The sequence below is a fragment of the Blautia sp. DFI.9.10 genome (assembly GCF_024461705.1).
Taxonomy (GTDB): domain Bacteria; phylum Bacillota; class Clostridia; order Lachnospirales; family Lachnospiraceae; genus Blautia_A; species Blautia_A fusiformis.
In genome coordinates, this window is the sequence record NZ_JANGAA010000020.1 from 26,767 (window position 1) to 44,826 (window position 18,060).

The 18,060-nt window shown below is 42.4% G+C and carries 17 protein-coding genes; all 17 read right to left on the reverse strand.

The window, feature by feature from the left end; genetic code table 11:
• Window positions 1-116: 116 nt before the first annotated feature.
• Window positions 117-2,495, reverse strand: a complete 2,379-nt coding sequence (locus NE671_RS12050; RefSeq protein WP_256164031.1) for an ABC transporter permease — start codon at window positions 2,493-2,495, stop codon at window positions 117-119.
• 14 nt (window positions 2,496-2,509) lie between these two features.
• On the reverse strand, window positions 2,510-3,175 hold the full coding sequence (locus NE671_RS12055) for an ABC transporter ATP-binding protein (protein WP_009296631.1): 666 nt from the start codon (window positions 3,173-3,175) through the stop codon (window positions 2,510-2,512).
• Window positions 3,176-3,180: 5 nt separating this feature from the next.
• Window positions 3,181-3,441, reverse strand: coding sequence for a hypothetical protein (locus tag NE671_RS12060; protein WP_005927561.1), 261 nt, complete (start codon window positions 3,439-3,441; stop codon window positions 3,181-3,183).
• A 129-nt stretch (window positions 3,442-3,570) separates the two neighbouring features.
• A complete protein-coding gene (locus NE671_RS12065; RefSeq protein WP_055201191.1) occupies window positions 3,571-5,604 on the reverse strand; it encodes an ABC transporter permease in 2,034 nt (677 codons plus the stop codon).
• Window positions 5,605-5,769: 165 nt separating this feature from the next.
• The gene (locus NE671_RS12070) at window positions 5,770-6,801 is read right to left on the reverse strand and encodes a sensor histidine kinase (RefSeq protein WP_005936000.1); all 1,032 of its coding nucleotides are present in this window, start codon (window positions 6,799-6,801) and stop codon (window positions 5,770-5,772) included.
• Window positions 6,798-7,490, reverse strand: a complete 693-nt coding sequence (locus tag NE671_RS12075; protein WP_015533258.1) for a response regulator transcription factor — start codon at window positions 7,488-7,490, stop codon at window positions 6,798-6,800. Before NE671_RS12075 ends, NE671_RS12070 begins: the two co-directional genes overlap by 4 nt.
• Window positions 7,491-7,701: 211 nt before the next feature.
• Window positions 7,702-7,839 (reverse strand): helix-turn-helix domain-containing protein, encoded by a 138-nt coding sequence (locus NE671_RS12080; protein ID WP_243002453.1) that lies wholly within the window; start codon window positions 7,837-7,839, stop codon window positions 7,702-7,704.
• A 249-nt stretch (window positions 7,840-8,088) separates the two neighbouring features.
• A complete protein-coding gene (locus NE671_RS12085) occupies window positions 8,089-8,469 on the reverse strand; it encodes a mannose-1-phosphate guanylyltransferase (protein WP_114001664.1) in 381 nt (126 codons plus the stop codon).
• A 53-nt stretch (window positions 8,470-8,522) separates the two neighbouring features.
• Window positions 8,523-8,855, reverse strand: coding sequence for a DUF3784 domain-containing protein (locus tag NE671_RS12090; RefSeq protein ID WP_114001665.1), 333 nt, complete (start codon window positions 8,853-8,855; stop codon window positions 8,523-8,525).
• Window positions 8,856-8,979: 124 nt separating this feature from the next.
• Window positions 8,980-9,396: a YjdF family protein gene (locus NE671_RS12095; RefSeq protein ID WP_015525019.1), complete on the reverse strand. Its 417-nt coding sequence runs from the start codon at window positions 9,394-9,396 to the stop codon at window positions 8,980-8,982.
• A 248-nt stretch (window positions 9,397-9,644) separates the two neighbouring features.
• The gene (locus NE671_RS12100) at window positions 9,645-10,034 is read right to left on the reverse strand and encodes a hypothetical protein (RefSeq protein ID WP_256164032.1); all 390 of its coding nucleotides are present in this window, start codon (window positions 10,032-10,034) and stop codon (window positions 9,645-9,647) included.
• 66 nt (window positions 10,035-10,100) lie between these two features.
• Window positions 10,101-10,784, reverse strand: a complete 684-nt coding sequence (locus NE671_RS12105) for a hypothetical protein (RefSeq protein ID WP_110103125.1) — start codon at window positions 10,782-10,784, stop codon at window positions 10,101-10,103.
• A 312-nt stretch (window positions 10,785-11,096) separates the two neighbouring features.
• A complete protein-coding gene (locus NE671_RS12110; protein ID WP_114001668.1) occupies window positions 11,097-12,890 on the reverse strand; it encodes a DUF4209 domain-containing protein in 1,794 nt (597 codons plus the stop codon).
• Window positions 12,891-13,012: 122 nt separating this feature from the next.
• Window positions 13,013-14,395: a DUF6034 family protein gene (locus NE671_RS12115; RefSeq protein WP_129974479.1), complete on the reverse strand. Its 1,383-nt coding sequence runs from the start codon at window positions 14,393-14,395 to the stop codon at window positions 13,013-13,015.
• Window positions 14,396-14,505: 110 nt separating this feature from the next.
• The gene (locus tag NE671_RS12120) at window positions 14,506-15,765 is read right to left on the reverse strand and encodes a sensor histidine kinase (protein WP_256164034.1); all 1,260 of its coding nucleotides are present in this window, start codon (window positions 15,763-15,765) and stop codon (window positions 14,506-14,508) included.
• A 2-nt stretch (window positions 15,766-15,767) separates the two neighbouring features.
• Window positions 15,768-16,427 (reverse strand): response regulator transcription factor, encoded by a 660-nt coding sequence (locus tag NE671_RS12125; RefSeq protein WP_015525013.1) that lies wholly within the window; start codon window positions 16,425-16,427, stop codon window positions 15,768-15,770.
• Window positions 16,428-16,786: 359 nt separating this feature from the next.
• Window positions 16,787-17,893, reverse strand: a complete 1,107-nt coding sequence (locus tag NE671_RS12130; RefSeq protein ID WP_059085798.1) for an RNA-guided endonuclease TnpB family protein — start codon at window positions 17,891-17,893, stop codon at window positions 16,787-16,789.
• Between the last annotated feature and the right edge of the window lie 167 nt (window positions 17,894-18,060).

The following is an 18,060-nucleotide window of genomic DNA, read 5'->3' on the forward strand; positions in this document are numbered from 1 at the left end:
TTGATTTCGACAGAAAAACAGGCTGAATTGTTACAACGCTCGGACATTTCAAAAATTTTTTTGAGAAACGGCGAAAAAAGCGGGGCAGCACACGCCGCCCCGCCGATCCCATACGGTTATTCCATCGCCCGCATTTGTTCGATCAGGGATTGTTTTTTCTGTCTGCGGACTGTCCATACAGACAAGATCAGTTCCATTCCGAACAACACCAGAATGAACAGCCCCATTTCCAAAACCGGGAATTTGTAAGGCACTACATTTCCGGCAAAAGCACCTACACTCATTTTTCTGCAAGCAAAGATGGAAGCCGGAAGCCCAACGATCAGCGTCGCCAATGTTGCAAAGAGCGCATAGCACAGCCCCTCACAGATGTTCATTTTACATAGCTGTTTTTGTGTTAGGCCGATAGAACGCAGAATACTGTTTTCCTGCTTTCGGGCTATCTGGTTAGAGAGTGTCGTATTGATAAGGTTGATAACGCCAAAGAGAAATACCAGCCATGAAAGTATCTCCATACTGCCAAACGCAAAAGAATTTGTCATTTCTTCATATTCAATCACTGTATTGATTTCATCTAAGGCAATATTACTATGGCTGGCAACAATATTTTTCAATTCAGCTCCCACATAGTCCGTTTTTTTAGGGTCATTTACAATGCTCCATGAATAGTCAAAAGAGGTGATTTCCGGGTGCAGTTCGTGGAACAACGCTTCTGGTGCAAAAAGAGTTGCCCCATCTAAGTGCATCCTGCCATGTCCTGAATATACCTTTGCAGGAGCGTATAACCCCGATATGGTAACAGAAACGGATGGCTGTTCTTCTCCCAAAGAAATCTCAACCGTTGAACCAACACCCATGTCCTCATTCTGCTTTAGCACATTATAATCAATTACAATACTACGGGAATCTGTTGGCATGGTTCCCTCTGTCAAAGCCGCTTCAACTGCCGCATAATTCTGGTCGGTCAGCATATCGCACATACCACCAGCTTGATGAATCTCTGTTTTATAAGTTGCATGGAGAGATTGCCTGCTTGGAATTATATCTGTAACGCCATCAATAGATAAGATTTCCTGCTTTAATTCCTCATTCAATGGATTTCCCGCTGCCATAACCTTTTCTTCTGTCATTTCAGAATCCAAATAAATTTTATAGTCGCCGTCTGGGAAAAACTGTCTTGCAAGTGCCTCTGGTGAGCGCAGCAAAACAATGGAGGATACCACAAGCAGGATAATTCCGCCCAAACTCAATGAAGCTACAATAGCAACGGTCTTTTTTCGGTCACGCTTAAAATTCGCAATTCCCATTGAAATAGGATTGAGCTTGATATTCTTTTTGCGGCTGCGGATGTCCTTTTGCGCCGGGGTAAAACGGACGGCTTCAATGGGGGAAATCCCTGCCGCAATTTTTACTGGCTTACGGATGGAAATAGACACCATAAACCAGCAGCTTATGAGTGTCAGGGAAATCATAACCACATAGGAAACAGCGTTAAATCCCTTGGAAAACAGGAGAAAACCAGCGCATACGCCCAGCACTGTACCAATCAAAATTCCGATACTGCCGAGTTTGCGTCCCTCCCGCTTTACAATCCGCTTGATTTGCTTTGGCGTTGCACCAATCGTCCGAAGCTGACCGTAGCTCTTGATTTTGTCATTGATGGAGATACGGAAGATACTCTGGATCACAATATAGCCGCCGATCAGAACAATGGCAATCACGCCAGCCATTAGTGTAAAATCAAAGGATTTAGAAGCATAGGCAAAATACTTACTGTTCATTTTGGGCATAGGAAGCTGATATTCCTCCGCAATCTCCCTGCAATAAGAGGTCATCAGTTCTTCGCCCAACTGGTCGCTGTTTTTGAAATGAGCATAGGCGCGATAGCCAGCCGGGTCAAATCCTTTCCATTCTGTCAGGGCAGCGTTGGAAAGAATGATAGCGCAGGTATTCGCTTCTTTTTCATTTACGCTGTCCATAATGCCGGTAACGACATAATCACCATGAAAACTCTCTGTATCTAAGGTCACAGTGTCCCCGATCTTGGCATTGTTTCCATAGGTGGAAAGAAAGTATTCGCTTACAACAACTTCATTTGCTTTTTCAGGAACCCGGCCCTCTAACAACTCCATCTGCGCCTTGGTAATCTCCATCATTTGCGCGTCGCAATACACATAAGACGCATGATAGCCCTGTTCTGAAAGCTCCTCACCCAGCATATAGTAGCCGCCTACGCGCTCAAACTCCGGCAGTCCTTTCAGGGTTTCAATGTCGTTTTCCTCTACGCCCAGCCAGACCGCCTCATAAGTATCGACAACCTGATTGCGCTGCATTTGTGTCAGGGAGGTAGACACAATTCCCGTAAAGCAGATCAGAAATGCCGCCAGCGCAACGGCAATCACCACCATCAGATTCCGGCGCTTCTCGCTTTGCAAACTTTTCTTTGCCAGCTTCTTTGTAATGGCGCTGGTATCATTCTCAAAAGGCCATGTCATAGCCTGCCACCTCCTTACTCCACAATCTTGCCGTCCTCAATGCGGACAATCCGATCTGCAAGACGGGCTATGTCGTCATTGTGGGTAATCATCACAACAGTTTGCCGGAACTCTGCACTGGTGCGCTTGATAAGCCCCAGCACCTCGGCGCTGGTCTTGCTGTCAAGGTTGCCGGTCGGCTCGTCGGCCAGCACAATAGCCGGTTTGGTAATCAGGGCGCGTGCGATAGCCACACGCTGCTGCTGGCCGCCGGAAAGATTGTTCGGCATATTTTTCAGTTTATCTTCCAGCCCCAGCAGGTGAACGATCTCGTCCAAAAACTTCTGATCCACCGTGTCCCCGTCCAGCTCCACCGGCAGGACGATGTTCTCATACACATTCAGGATAGGAACAAGGTTATAGTTCTGGAAGATAAAGCCGATGTTGCGGCGGCGGAAGATGGTAAGCTGTTCGTCGTTCATTTTCGACAGCTCTTTGTCCCGGACAATCACATTGCCGGAAGTAGGGGTGTCCAGCCCGCCCATCATGTGAAGCAGGGTGGACTTGCCGCTGCCGGAGGTTCCCACAACGGCCACAAATTCGCCGTCATTTACAGAGAAGTTCACGCCGTCAAGGGCGCGGGTGATATTCGGCTCTGTACCGTAATACTTTTTCAGGTCGATAGTCTGTAAAATTCTCATAAAATTCAATCCTTTCTTTGTTTGTTGTAAATGCGGAACGCTGCTGCGCCGGTGGCCGCCAACTGTACCAGAATCAGCACAGCGAACAGTCCGAAGCTCTCATAGTAGAACAGTTCATCCCAAAACAGGAGAACATCGCAGAGGGCAGTCAAGGCAACCGTCCAGCGGATGTGCTGGGCCAGCCTTTGCCAGAACGCCAGCACAAGGGCAACGGGCGGGACGATCAGCAGCGCCAGATTCAAAATCATGGTCGGGGTCAGTTCCATTGCAACGCCTCCTCACTTTTGTTGATAAGGTCATTGTAAAACCCAAATGTCTGCGAAATGTTACAGCGGCCAAAAAATTTCATCGAAAATCGGGGTGAAATGTTACAACGCTCGGACATTTCAAAATTATTATTCAACTACCCTTAATCGAGCTACAATACTTGTTTTTCTAAAATAGCGAAACGAAACATGAGGAACTATAATCGCCACAACGCAAATAACAATTCCCTCTAATATCAACGGGAAAATCGTAGGCTGTATTGTAAACAGCCATAAGTCAGGTTGATTAAAGAAAGTAGGAAGAATTGTATTTGCAACAATAAGAGAGAGAGGTAAACCCATTACACAAATCAGAAATGCGTAAAACAATCCCTCCAATACGGTCAATTTGTTAATTTGTTTTTTCGTCATTCCGATGCTCTCTAATGTAGCAAATTCCCGTTGCCGGTTTATAATGCCCGTTATAATGATGTTGGAAAAATTCACAAGCCCGATACTTCCTAACAGAAACCCAATAAGGCCACCTATGATAAAAATAGTTTGTTTTAATCCATTCATAGTTTGTGCCAATGTTTCAGACGATGCGTATTCAACGGTAGGCAAAGAATTGATGTACTCGGTCGCTGGCAAAAAGTGTTCTTTTTCCACATCAAACACATAACTCATTATGGCTGGATTGTTATACAATTCCACAAACATCTCATTACTCATATAGAAAATAGGACAATCGCCGCCAACATCAGTGTAGCCAACATTCTTACCCGGAGATTCTACCAATGAAAAATCAACCACTGCACGCGCAATTACCGAAACCGTTTTATAAGGCAATCCATCTTTGTAAATGGTAACTTCCTGATTGAGCGGACAAAGAAATTCAGGAGATTCATTTGGGTTGATCGCTGAAATTTCTATAACATAGTTTCCACTTTCCAAATATGAGGTTAGTTGCTGTATATCTGTTTCTCCCTCAATGAAATTCAATTTAGGAAGTATTGATTTTTCTACCCCGTAAATATTGCAAAGAGGTCGATAATCAACACCGAGTTTTACTGGATAAGTTCTGCCATCAACCATACCACTTCGTATAAGGTGATTATCTTCTGTGTATTCGTCTAATACTTCCGTGACCAAACTACCATAATCATAAGTAACACTGACATCATCCAAAGTGTTTTTATAAATTCGACTTCCGTTCAGCACAGGAATATTATTTTCAATATCAGATATGATTTCATTACTAACAGAATCATCTTTAAATCGAAAACCTTGCACATTAGAAAATGTGTTTGGGCTTGCCACAACAAAATCAAATGAGGTAACAGAAGATACATATTTTTTAACATCAACACTATTTCCGATTGCGATTGCACTGTTTAGGAGAATAATGCAGAGTATCATGGATAAGACGATAAATATGGTACGCTTTGAATTTCTTCTTAAATTTCTCCATGCCATTTCTGTTATTCTATTCTTAAACGAAAGACGATTCTTGTTGGCACTATGATAATTGTCTTTTTCATAGTATCTAGTTGCCTCAATGGGCGAAATCGTAGCTGCAATTTTGAATGGTTTCTTTATGCTCACCCAAACAGTAATCGCACTAAATATCCCGGCAACGACAAAAATAATAGGATTAAAACTCAAGTTCACAGAAAGATTGTGATACTCGCCTTTCATAAAATTAAGAATCCACGGAAGCATAAGTATTCCTACTATATATCCCAAAATCAACCCAATAGATATACCAATTATAGACAGCCAAAATGCTTGCTTATAAACAATTCGCTTGATTTGCTTCTCCGTTGTTCCGATTGTTCTTAATAAGCCATATTTCTTTATTTCTTGAACAACAGAAATCTCAAAAATATTGCGAATGAGCAAATAGCCCGTTATTACAAAAATCATAATAAAAAACAGGGCTGCTATTATGGCAATCCAATTTACAGATGTACCAGTGGACGGGCTGGTTCCCCTAATTTGCAAAATAGTTGTCTGTATAGACTGGATCGCTCCAACACATAAAGTCGTTACAGAAGTAAAAAGCATTGATGTTAAAACGATTGCTATTACAGCAACAATATTTCGTAATTTGTTGGCTTTGAAGCTTCTTTGCGCCAGCTTCTTTGTAATGGCGCTGGTGTCATTTTCAAAAGGCCATGTCATAGTTGTATCACCTCCATATTTGATAAGGGTATTGTAAAACCTAAATGTCCGCGAAATGTTACAGCGGCCAAAAAATTTCATTGAAAATCGGGGTGAAATGTTACAACGCTCGGACATCTCAAAAAAATTTACGGCGGGCAGCCGGAAATGGCCGTCCGCCGCGTTCTATTTTGTCGGCAGCATAATGGAAAATTCTGAACCCTTGCCCGGCTCCGAAACCACTTTGATATAGCCGCCTTGCCGCGTTACGATCTCGCGGGCCAGATACAGGCCAATGCCCACGCCCTGCTGTTCGTGTACTTCTTCCTCACGATAGAAGCGCCGGAAGATGGCAGCCTGATTGCTTTCGGAAATGCCCTTGCCGGTGTCGGTCACTTTGACCTCCACATACATTTCCCACAGCACCACTGACACGGCGATTTTCCCGCCTGCCGGGGTGTACTTCACTGCATTGTCCAGCAGGTTAAAGAGGGCTTCGGATGTCCACTTGCTGTCATGGAAAACGGTCAAATCCTCCGGGCAGTCCACGGACACAGCGATTTCCTTTTTCTCCGCTGCATACACAATCCCACTCATGGCCTGCGCCACGGTATCAAAGAGGCGACCCGGTTTCTTATCCAACTGGATCACGCCCGTTTCCAGCCGTGAGGTTTTCACAAGGGCCTGAAAGAGAAAGTCCAGCTTATCCGTCTGGCTGCGGATTCCCCGGATAAAGTCGGTGCGCTCCGCCTCGGTCATGGGCTTTTCCAGCAGGGTGTCCGTCGCCATTTTCAGATTGCTTACCGGCGTTTTCACCTGATGGGAAATATCCGATACAAGGGTCTGTAACTCCTGCCGTTCCTCGTCCACCCGGCGGCGGTTCTCCTGCATGATCTGGTAAAGCCTTGCCAGCCGGTGTCCGATTCTGGCAAGCTGGGTTTCGCTGTCCTCTGGCCGCTGGGGCGCTTCATTCCCGGCGATCATGTGGTCTAAGGTCTGGCACAGGTCAGCGGTAAACTGCGACAGCCGCTTTCCAAACGCCTGCGTCAGTACAAAAATCCCCACAAGGGCGCACAGCAGCAGCGTCCCGCCTGTCAGCAGCACCGCAATCTGTTTTGTCACAAGAAACAGGGCTATGGTGATCCCGGACATGGAGAGGACAAGCTCCATTGCCACCCGGCCAAACAGCCGCTTTACCGAGAGGTTTTGAAACTTCATTTTACCTCGCCTCCCGTCCATTGATACCCCATGCCGTAAACGGTCTTGATGTAGGGTGCGCCGCCGTCGGCTTCAATCTTGCTGCGAATACGGCTGATGGAGGTTGTCAGGGTGTGTTCGTCCACAAACCGCTCGTCTATATCCCACAGCTTTTCCAAAAGCTGCCCACGGGTCAGCACTTGCCGGGGATTTTTACGAAACAGGTTCAGCATTTTGTACTCCATCGGGGATAGAGTCAGGGGCTTGCCGTTTAAGGAAGCCGTCTGCTCCGAGAAGTCCAGAAACAACCGCCCGTCGTCGTAAATGTCCTTGGCCGGTTTGTGGTGTTCCAGCATGGCGAACATGGCTTTGATTTTTCGCTGCAAGGCCCCGATCACAAAGGGCTTTGTGATGTAGTCCACCGCGCCCACCTCATAGCCCCGTATCTGGTCGCTCTCCTGATCGTTGGCGGTCAGGAATATTACGATGGTGTCCGGGTGCTGGGGCTTTATCAGCTTGCACAGTTCAAAACCGTTCCCGTCCGGCAGGTTGATGTCCAGCAGCACTAAATCAAATTCCCGCTGGCGGATGGCTTCGGCTGCGGTTCTGGCATTTAGGGCAGAAGTCACGCCGTAGCCGTCTGCGGTCAGGTTATAGTCTAACATCTTATTCAAAAAACTGTCGTCCTCGACAATTAAAATCTGCTCCATATTCTCACTTCCTTTGCTTTTTGCAGATAGTATAACAGGCAAATGTCCGAGAATTGTTACAAGGACAAATATATTTATCATTTTACAGCTTTTTTATGTGTACTGCAATTTTATAAAAGAAAGGACAGCAGTATCATCAAATTGCTGTCCTTGCGGTTTATTATAGCTGGTAGTGTATAAGCGTGGGTTCATCATATTTGGTGTGGTATCTTTAACTATGGGAAACTCCTGTTTCCCATCTGGAAACTGTTCTTGCAGATACCCCAAACTTCTCGGCAAGCTGTTCTTGCGTAAGATTCTTTTCTTTACGACATTGCTTTAAAAAAGCTCCAATCTTTTTTGTATCCATATCTCTACCTCTCTTCCACTTACAGCTTACCAATATGCACCAAAATTACCACGACATAAAACGAGAATCCGTTAATTTTCAACCGGACATCTTATGTCTGGAATAAATAAACGGTATTTTCATACCGAAAACAAATACCTATAATCATTCCAACATTCAAACAAGAAGTATCTCTCGCCCAATGCGCTCGGTCATATGTGAGAATGTCACAATTTTTCTAAACTCAATATTGTAAGACTGCTGGCATTGCTATTTCTTTTCATTCAATAATTCTTTTACTCTTTTAACCGGAAATCTATCTTCAATATCAACTACTTCAAACAGATTTAATGGCAATACCTTTTCACCAATCAGGAAAAGGTATTCATTAACAGCTCTACGATCAATCATAATCTTTCCATGTCCTGCCCAATGACGATTGCTCTCTTCCTTTTTCAGTCCAGAAATCCAATATTTATTACCATTCTCAATATCTATATAATTTGCATAGTTACCGATATTCTTCTGAAAGGCATGGTCATTAAAATAGATTGTTTTCTTACTTTTTGAAGTTTTGACATATCCAATCCATGCCGGACCATCATCAGAATATCCCGTTTTTAATTCAATGTACATCAAATTGTTAATCATTCTTATTCTCTCCTGATTCCAAATTTTGCAACATCTCAACTAACTGGAAGTTATTACTTTCTGCATAGCGTGTTTCCCAAAATGATAATTACCACGACATCAATCAAAATAATCCCCAATGCAATATATACAAAAAATGCAGGCAAAATATTTTCAAGCAAGCCCATAATTAATGCAAGAATTGCTATAATAGACATTCCAATTCCCATTGTTCTGCATAACTTCTTTTCATCATATTTTTCCTTTTCTTCTTTTGTAGCTGTATTATATCCAGAAATAAACCAGCTCCCGTGTCCAGAAAGTAAAGTTATAGAAAGTACAGCAAATATTGCAAAGACAATCCACACTATCCAATCAGAACCTGTTGCTAAATCTGCTAATTTCATCTATATGCTCCTTGAATTCCAATTTTCTAAACTCTCAATTCCATCTTCTTGCCATTCAAACAAGAAGTATCTCTCGCCCAATGCGCTCGGTCAATTCCGATTTGAGTTAAAGCCCAAGAGGCTTTTAATGCCCCTTATGCTTTTCTCTTTTCTTTTGCTGTTTCAACTCAAACATTCGCTGTTCTTTTGCCTCTTTTTTCTTGCGATTTCTCTCTTTACGCTCCTGTTTGTTATGTTCCTGCTGTAACTTCAATGCTTGCTGCGATTTTGTGCCAATACCTGTCCCTATTGTCTGCTTTTTTACTTCTCGATGCATCCGTTTCGGATTTCTTTTTATATCCTTTACAACAGTTTCAACAGCCGGACTGAATTTCAAACTGAAATAGTATTGTTGAATATATTCCTGCACTTCGTAATCTTTTGGTTCTGCACCAAATATTACCTTCGCTACAGATAATTTACCATCCTCAATACGCTCGAATACGCCTACCCAAAATGGTTCTTCAAAATATACCGTCAGTTTTCCATTTGTTTTGTCCATAAAAATCCCTCCTAAAATGAATTGAACAAAGAATGGACAACCCGGAGGGGCAGGTTACTTACCCTATTTACATAGGACGGCTGGGCTACCTACCAGCTCTAGCATATCTTAAAAATATGCATTGCGTTTTTATCTTGTTTTTATCATATAAAGTGCAATATCACACAATATATCCTTACAATTTATATATTCTAATTCCTATAGTAAATCTATACAATCATCTTTTCCATTGATAGTACGAGACGATTTTAACATAATACTTTATCTGCTTTCAACACATAATCATGGGAACATATAATTCTGCTTCTCTGAATGATATCACCTCTAACAGAACAGTTTCCTTTTGCACAGCCTTCTATCGGTGTAAAATTTTCGCAGGAACCACATTTTCTGCGTTCCTTTTTCATTCCACGTCCATCGCACCGGATCATTTCATAACCAACAATGTATTTTTGCAATTCATCTTCCAGGATTGTCTTTTCGAGCTTTTCTCCTGCATCATTTCTCAGTTCAAAATGAATATCCTTGCCATTTATGTCTGCTTGCAAGGCTATATTATTATTTAAGAGACCTTCCTCGTTTAACTCATTGATTTCTTCACAATCCAGATTTTCAATAAATTGCAAAATATCTTCCATTATGGCCACAGACAAGCCATATCCTCCAGAGCTGTATTCATAGAATATATTTCCATAATAATCGCCTTATTTTAAGGTTATCGCAATCACATAGTCCCTGGATTTGTAATCATCAGATAGATCATGGTACATTTTTGTCTTCTCCTTATACTGATATCTGTTCTGGTTTTCTTCCCTATACTTTTCATTTTTTATTTTATCGACTGCATTTTGTTTTTCTATCTTTGCTTCCATTGCAGCATAACCATTTTGCTTAAATTTTTCTATCAGCTCGTCCCCATAACAATCACGAAATTCTTCTCTACATTTCTTTAATGCATCCAGCTGTGTAGATAAAAACTCATCAAAGAAGCTTTCCGGAATATGTAGCCTGCTTGAAAATTGTCTTTTTCTCTTTGGTATCGTTCTTTGAGTGCTGGCATATCCCAACACTCCCATAGACACATCTAACACCCCTGCTAGTTCTACCGAATTTAATTCATATACTTTTTCAATCGCATCATAAATATTTATTTCTACACCGACTCCCTGTTCATCCTGTTGTAAAAGATCCAGAAATTTTTCATAACTTATTTTACATTGATCATAAGGTTTCTTAATATACCAAGGTGCTTTTTTCGTAATCTCGGTATAATACTCCAAAGAAGCTTCCCAGTCATCGCACTCTTCGCCTTCCTTGCATGTGGTATACATGCCACACACACCATTGGAGTCAAATCCACACGTTTTACAAATCTTATCAATTCTCACACTTATCACCTCTCAATCCATCAACATTTTTCTGCATAGATAAATTTTTTCATCAATTCTTTCCTTGTAATTATACACTTTTTCTGATGATATTGTTATCTGCAAGGATATTTGAACTGAAAAACACTCTGACTACTAATAAGTTGGAGTGTTTTTATAATTCATATTATATTTATAGATTTACTCTCAGTGCTACACATTCCGGGGGTTGAGGCCGTCCCCAAAGTGCGTTTTGATATCCAAACGCTATGTTTGCCAGGTACTTCCGAACACTTTTTAAGGAAACTATACCATCCGTCCAACCATTTTATATTAATTCTCATCCATATTATCTTTCTTCTCCATCAGCTGTTTCAGCCTTTTATTTATTTTACTTCTATTCTCCTCCTGTAATTTTCCGCAGAATAGATAGCAAAATTTCAGTGCAAACCACCAGATATACAAAGCTTTGAAGCTCTGGAATGCCTGATCATCCAGCATTCCATGTGCCACATTGTTGCGCATGTTAAATCCAAATTTTGAACAGAAAATCGTATTTAACGCAAATATAAGGTCTTCATCCAGGCTTTCTTTTACTCCTTCCAATTCTAAGACAGCGTGCATTGATTTTATTTCTTCAATCCCTTCTTCATTCATGTTGTAAACAGGTTCTCCACATTCTACTGCCAGATATCTTACTGCATTTTCTATCTGTGGAATCAGGATACTGAGCGCCGTCAAGAAATCTCCAGAAAAGCCAAACATGAGACCCTTGGTATACGATTCTTTTCTCCCCTCCGGAATCGCACAACTTACATCTACAATCTTTTTTACATCACTCTCTTCGATCAAAAATCTGGAACGAATATATTCAAACGTATTGCTCACCAGGATCTGTGCAAAATAATCCATCTCCATGGCTGCTGTCCGCTCCATATTATCCTTAAGCGCACCTTCATCGATTGTTCCATCAGGCTTTTTCACAGGCCTGCTTTTAGCAATTAATTTTCCTCCTTTTCCAAGGATTGCCGCTGGAAATATCGTGTTCAGGATCCCCGTCCTATTTAATACTTGATTCTTTACCTTTTCTCTTATCGGAATCGGAAGAAATGAAGCAAAATAACATAATGCCTCTTCTTTATCAAGATCTTCCAGTTGGCGGAACAGTTCTTTTACAATGCCGCTGGCATCCTGTTTATCACTCCATACCATCATCTCCGAAAGGGAAGCTTCTTCTATCTGTGCTATTTCCTGCAACAGTGCCTTTCTTTCTTTTTCCGTACCTTGTATGGTCTTTAACAACTGAATAACCTCTTTCAAATAGTGAATCTTTCTCATTAAATTTCCTTTGGAAGAGGCCCCGGCATATTCAGCCTCCATCCGGACAGCCTGAATCTTACGTCTTCGTATCGCAATCAGTTTAGGTTCAGTAATACACTTTTTCTTCTGCCAGTTATTTTTTCTGCAATAGAGTTCTTCCAACAGATCACAAAACTTACCAATGAGCAGTGCATCGCAGCTATTATCATCGTAAGTTTTCAAGATATTTTCCACATAAGGGATCAGATATCCTGTATCCACTTTTTCCTCCATGGCAGTTTTTATCAAATATCCAATTTTTGCATGGCTGCTGTTATCATACTCTTCTAATACTTTTATCAGCAGATTCTTTCGCACCTCTTCATTGATTTCCTTGCTTCGGATTTTTTTAGAGATAAACAAGATCCGGTTTATAGCCATGATATGATCTGCAAATGCACCGGTGTTCTTCAAGTGTTCGCAATAAGCCGTTTCTGCTATTTTAGCATTTGAAAAATCATTTTCCACAACCCATAAAAAATCCGATATCTTTGCCTTGTTGATCGGTGCGATGGGATAGCTTCGGATTTCCTCCAGCAATGCCTGATACTCTTCTCTATTTATATCTTTCCGATTCCAAATGCTGCGGGCATAGGAAAACGGTACGTCTTTAGGCGTATCAATCCATCGTTCCACAATAATATCCACCAGAAGATTCCTGAATTCCCCATCCATCGTTCCGCAGAAATCTGTCAGTGCTTTCTCTGCCGTTTGAAAATTAGGTCCTTTTAAAATCTCTGCGATCCGCTCTGCCATTTTTTCTGCCATACATATTCCTCCAACCTTTTTCTATAGGAAAAGTATAATGTATTTTTCTTTTTCCTGTAAAGCAGAAAGACCTGAAATTCCAGGTCTTTCTGTCATCATTGATTAGAAATTGAAATTCACACTTATTTTATATCCTTGGAACCCATAGAAGCCGCCCATCCAGCCTGAATCCTTTGTATTACGCTTCCATCCCGTGCATCGATCGTAAGGAGTGGAACACCTGCATCATCCATCGTCACGTCTCCTATGACCGGTCCATCCTCCCCATTTCCGTACTCATACTCTGGCTCTTTGGATGTCCAGGTTCCATAAAAATCCCACACCGGGATCAGGACTGCTTCGGTATCGCTGCCTTCACTGTCTGGCATGCACATATAACCCAGCTGTACCTTTGTTATGGTTATCTCCGCACTCTGTGCATCAATGGACGGATAACGGTAGTGGCTTCCTCCATCGACAGAGATCAGCCGATTCTTGTCTTCTGTCATGACCTGCAAAGTGATCGTTTTTTCAAAGATATCCTTGACCTCATCAAAAGGAAGTAGGAACAGCCTTTCATCGGAAGCATTCGATGCTTCTATGGGATTTCGGTGCAGAAAACTCTGAAGTGTCCCACTGCAAAAGTCCATCGTCAGTACTTCATTTTCCCATCCTTCAGACTGTCCTTCATGAAGTGTTCCATCTTCGTTTTCCCATTCAAGAGCCTGCTCATTAACAGGCAGAGAGGTTTCCCTCACATAATTAACCGGAACCCCGTCTATCATCCGTTCAAAAATGAAATCATCTTTTTCCAAGGTAGTGCTTCCTTCAGTAAGTGCTTTTGAGGAACTTTCAAATATCTCCCAGTTTCCGGACACAAGACCTGAAACCTTCTCCTTTGCTTCCTTTTCAGATACTTTCTCGCTTCCTGCCTTTATATAATTTTGAAAGCGTTCTTCCCTTTCTTTTTTCTCACTCGATTCCAGGGTCATGTCTCCACAATCGTCAAAGATAAACTTCGCTATCCCAAATCCGAGTTCCTCCACATCCGATACCTGCTCACTCTGTGTATAAGAATACCGATAGGTCAGTCCATCTACTGTATATGTCCCCGCCTGTTCGTTCTCATTCTTCTCTTCCTGCATGGGCTGTCCTTTTCCGAATGTGTCTTTTATTTTATTCTGTTCTTCTTCAGGAATCGCCACCCTTTTTACTTTTTTTAAACAGATTGCATCTACATCCGGGACTTTTACCGGTGCATCCGCTGTCAGGGTAAAATTCATCGGGGTTTCTTTATCCTCCCGGTCCGCTGATCTTAGATCTGCTTGGATTGTTGTCTGGTATGTTTCCGGTGCCTGAACCTGTTCGGCAACGATTTTCTGAACTGTCTCCTTTTTCTCTTCTTTTTTCTGTTCTGTCTGATCCTTTTCTTCCACAACAGCAGACTGGACAATACGGTCACATCCGGATAATGTCAAAAGATTCATACACAGAACGGCTCCCATAAACATTTTTATTTTCTTCATCCTTTTTCCATCCTTTCCTTTCGGTATTAAAAAAGGTACCCTCTTCTTATGAGAAAAGAGTACCATATTGCTTTGCCGATGTATTCATCAAGATGTAAACAAATTGTAAATCAGAAGATGGCTCTTACCGTGGTCCCCTCTCTCTGTCTGCTTTCGATTTTCAAGCATCCGCCATGGATTTCAGCCACCTTCACACAGAGTGCCAGCCCAAGTCCGGATCCGCCTTCTTTTCGGCTTCGTGATTTGTCCACCATATAGAATGCATCTGTGATCTTTCCCAGTTCTTCCTCCGGGATCCCCATTCCGTTATCCGACACCTCAAAGATCTTTTTTCCAGCTTTCTCATAAGCCTTTACCCAAATGCTTCCACCGGCATCCGTAGCCTTTAGGGCATTGTCGATCAGGTTTATCAGAAGGCTTTCCATCAAGGCCGGATCCATTTTCATGGAAAAGGCTTCACATTCCATCTTGAGGTGCACCGCTTTCTTTTCTGCCTGTTCTTTTTCCATGTCTATGACATGGTTTAAAAGGTCACCTGCCATGGTCATTTCCATCTGTATGGCATGGTTCTGATAAAGCCCCAGCATCTGTAGCATCTTCCCAGAAAGAGCCTCCAGGCGTTTTCCCTCCCGGTTGATATGTTCCAGTGCCCGGTCTTTCTGTTCGTCTTTCAGCTTTACATGGCGCAGGGTATCCGAATACCCGATAATGGACGTTAACGGGGTACGCATTTCATGGGAAAGTGCCCCCATGAGCAGCTCCTGTTTCTCTGCCACTTCCTGTAGCTTCTCCATCTGTTCCACAGTTCTTCGCATCATCATATAAATAAAAAGGCCGGCGATCAGGAACACAGCCAGATAAATTCCAAAAAACCAGACAGCGGTCTGTCTCAGCTCTGCAAAAAGCCCTGTGACTTCCCGGACAGAGAGGACTTCGTATCCTTCCGGTCTGGATAATGGTTCCAGCTGGAGAAGGAGGTATTTCTGTCCCAGTTTCTGTATCTTGTAGGCATACGGATCTCCTTCATCCTTAAAGCCTAAGTTTTCGAGCCCCACCACTTTATAATCTGTCAGGTTTTCAATGACGGCATTGCTTTTTCGGTCGATCAGGGCCATGCCTTCCCCACAGCATCGCTGGAACTGAAAGCCCATATAAGCCTGCTTTCCAGTCTCGGACATCTGCTCATATTTGCTGTTATCCCAAAATTGTTCCAGGAGTATCTTACCATTTTCCAGCTGTCTTCCGTAGGTCTCTGCAGCATTATTGAGGCTTCGTTTTCCTGTGATATAAAGACTTAGCGTTCCCACTGGAATCAGGGCACATAATAGCGTTACCAGCATAAGAAGTACCGTTCGTTTCCACAGCTTCATCCTTATTCCTCCAGACGGTATCCAAGTTTCGGGATCGTCCTGATCTCATCATAAAGTTCCAGCTTTTTTCTGAGCTGTCCGATATGGACATCCACCGTCCTGCTTTCTCCCAGGTAGTTTTCTCCCCAGACCCGTTTTAACAGTTCTTCCCTTCCAAGCGCAATGTTCTTATTTTGCAGGAGCAGCACAAAGAGGTCATATTCCATTGGCTTTAGGCTTACCGGAAGCCCGTCTTTGTAGACCTGATGGCTTTGCATGTCCACCAGGATGTTCCGGACCGTTAAGACTTTCTTGGCCCGTCCCGTCCTCTCCAGCACCTTCTCAATGCGTACCAGAAGTTCCAGCATCTCAAAAGGTTTTACCATATAATCTTCTGCACCCAGTTTCAGCCCCTTTACCTTGGAAGCCACATCATCCTTTGCAGTCAGGTAGAGCACCGGAAGCTCCTTCTTTTTGAAATCCTCCATCAGTGCAAATCCGTCTTTTCCCGGCAGCATGATATCCACCACTGCCAGGTCCGCGTCCTCCTGCCATAAGAGCAGCCTCTGGGCTTCTTCCCCATCATACGCTGCCACAGTCTCATACCCTGCTGCCTCCAGGTTCATGCACAGCAATTCTGAAATTGCACGGTCATCTTCTATCACCAAAATTTTATTTTTCATTCCCGCTGCCACCTCTAACGTTTTTCTATAGTATAGTTTTTTATATCCCAAGTCTACATTGCATTTGATCTTGCTTTCTCATCATTTATACGCATCAGGGCACGATAATGTGACCAGCTCAATTCAGGGCACAGTGTGTCTCGAATTAGAAAAGTACAATAAAACTGAAATTATAGATTTTTGTCTCTTATCTTTTTTGCCATTACGAATCCAAACAGTGACATGCTCCCACCACTTAAATCTCTGATTTTGAAGTGGGGGCTTCTTGCTCAATGGCTCTACTGAGCCAAGTATCTACAAGCTATCCTCGCGTGCCCCGCGATTTTTATTAGTCCGGTTACGGACTTTTTATTGTGCTGTCATGCACATTCTGCAAAGATTCTTTTTCCCTCATTCATGATGTTAACTGCTGCATTTACATCACGGTCCATTCTGTGTCCGCATTCACAGTAATAGATCCTTTCAGATAAAGACAATTTTTCTTTTTTCTTTCCACATGCACTGCAAATCCTACTTGATGCAAAATAACGATCTACTTTTATCAGATACTTCCCGCGTTCCTCCAGTTTATATTCCAGCATAGACAGAAACAGGCCATATCCATTATCATGTACGCCTTTTCCAAGATGAAGTCCTCCTGCCATCCCTTTCAGATTCAGATCTTCCACGCATACTGCATCGTAGCTCTCGGCAAGACTGGCACTGAGTTTATGTTGAAAGTCTTTTCTCTGATTTCGGATCTTTTCATGGCACAGTGCAACTCTTTTCTTCTGTTTCTTATAATTCTGACTGCCTTTCTGACATCTGGACAGCTTTCTCTGTTCCCGCGCAAGCTTTTTCTCTGTATTTCGATAGAACATCGGATATTCAGCTCTTTTACCGGTAGAAAACACACACATTCCCTGCATCGCAAAATCGATCCCAATAAATTTTTCTGCCGGTCTTTTTTCTGCTGTTTGGTTTTCACAGCAAAACAAAAGACTGGCAAAATATTTTCCGGATGGCTCCCTGCTGACTGTCACAGATTTCAGTTTCCATTTTTCTGATACCGGACGGTGAAGCTTTATTCTGACAGCCGTCATCTTAGGCAGTTTCAGATATTTCCCTTCCAGAAAGATATTTCCATTCACCACGTTTGTTGTATAGGATTTCCTTGATGACTTCTTTGATTTGAAACGCGGAAATCCTGCAGATGGTTCACGAAAAAACTTATGGAATGCACTTTCCAGATGCATCTGTACATTTGCTAACGCCAATGAATCCACCTCTTTCAGCCAGGGATATTCTTTCTTGTAACTGGCTGGTGTGTTCCTTAACATCTTTTTTTCTTTTTTATAATGTTCCATTTTGTCAGCAAGCATACAATTATAGATGAAGCGACTGCAACCGATTGTTTTATCTATTTGCACACGTTGTTCTGCATTTGGATAGATTCTTATTTTTACTGCCCGATTTATTTTTCTCACCTTATTCCTACATATGAATGATTTCAATCATCGTTTTTTGAACAATATGTTCTCTTTTTATTATTATAATACAATTCCAACACGCGAACAAGTGTTTTCTTTTTTGTTTATAAAATTCTTTTGAGCATTTATGCTCAGATCTACAATTCATCTCCCACCTATAGAGG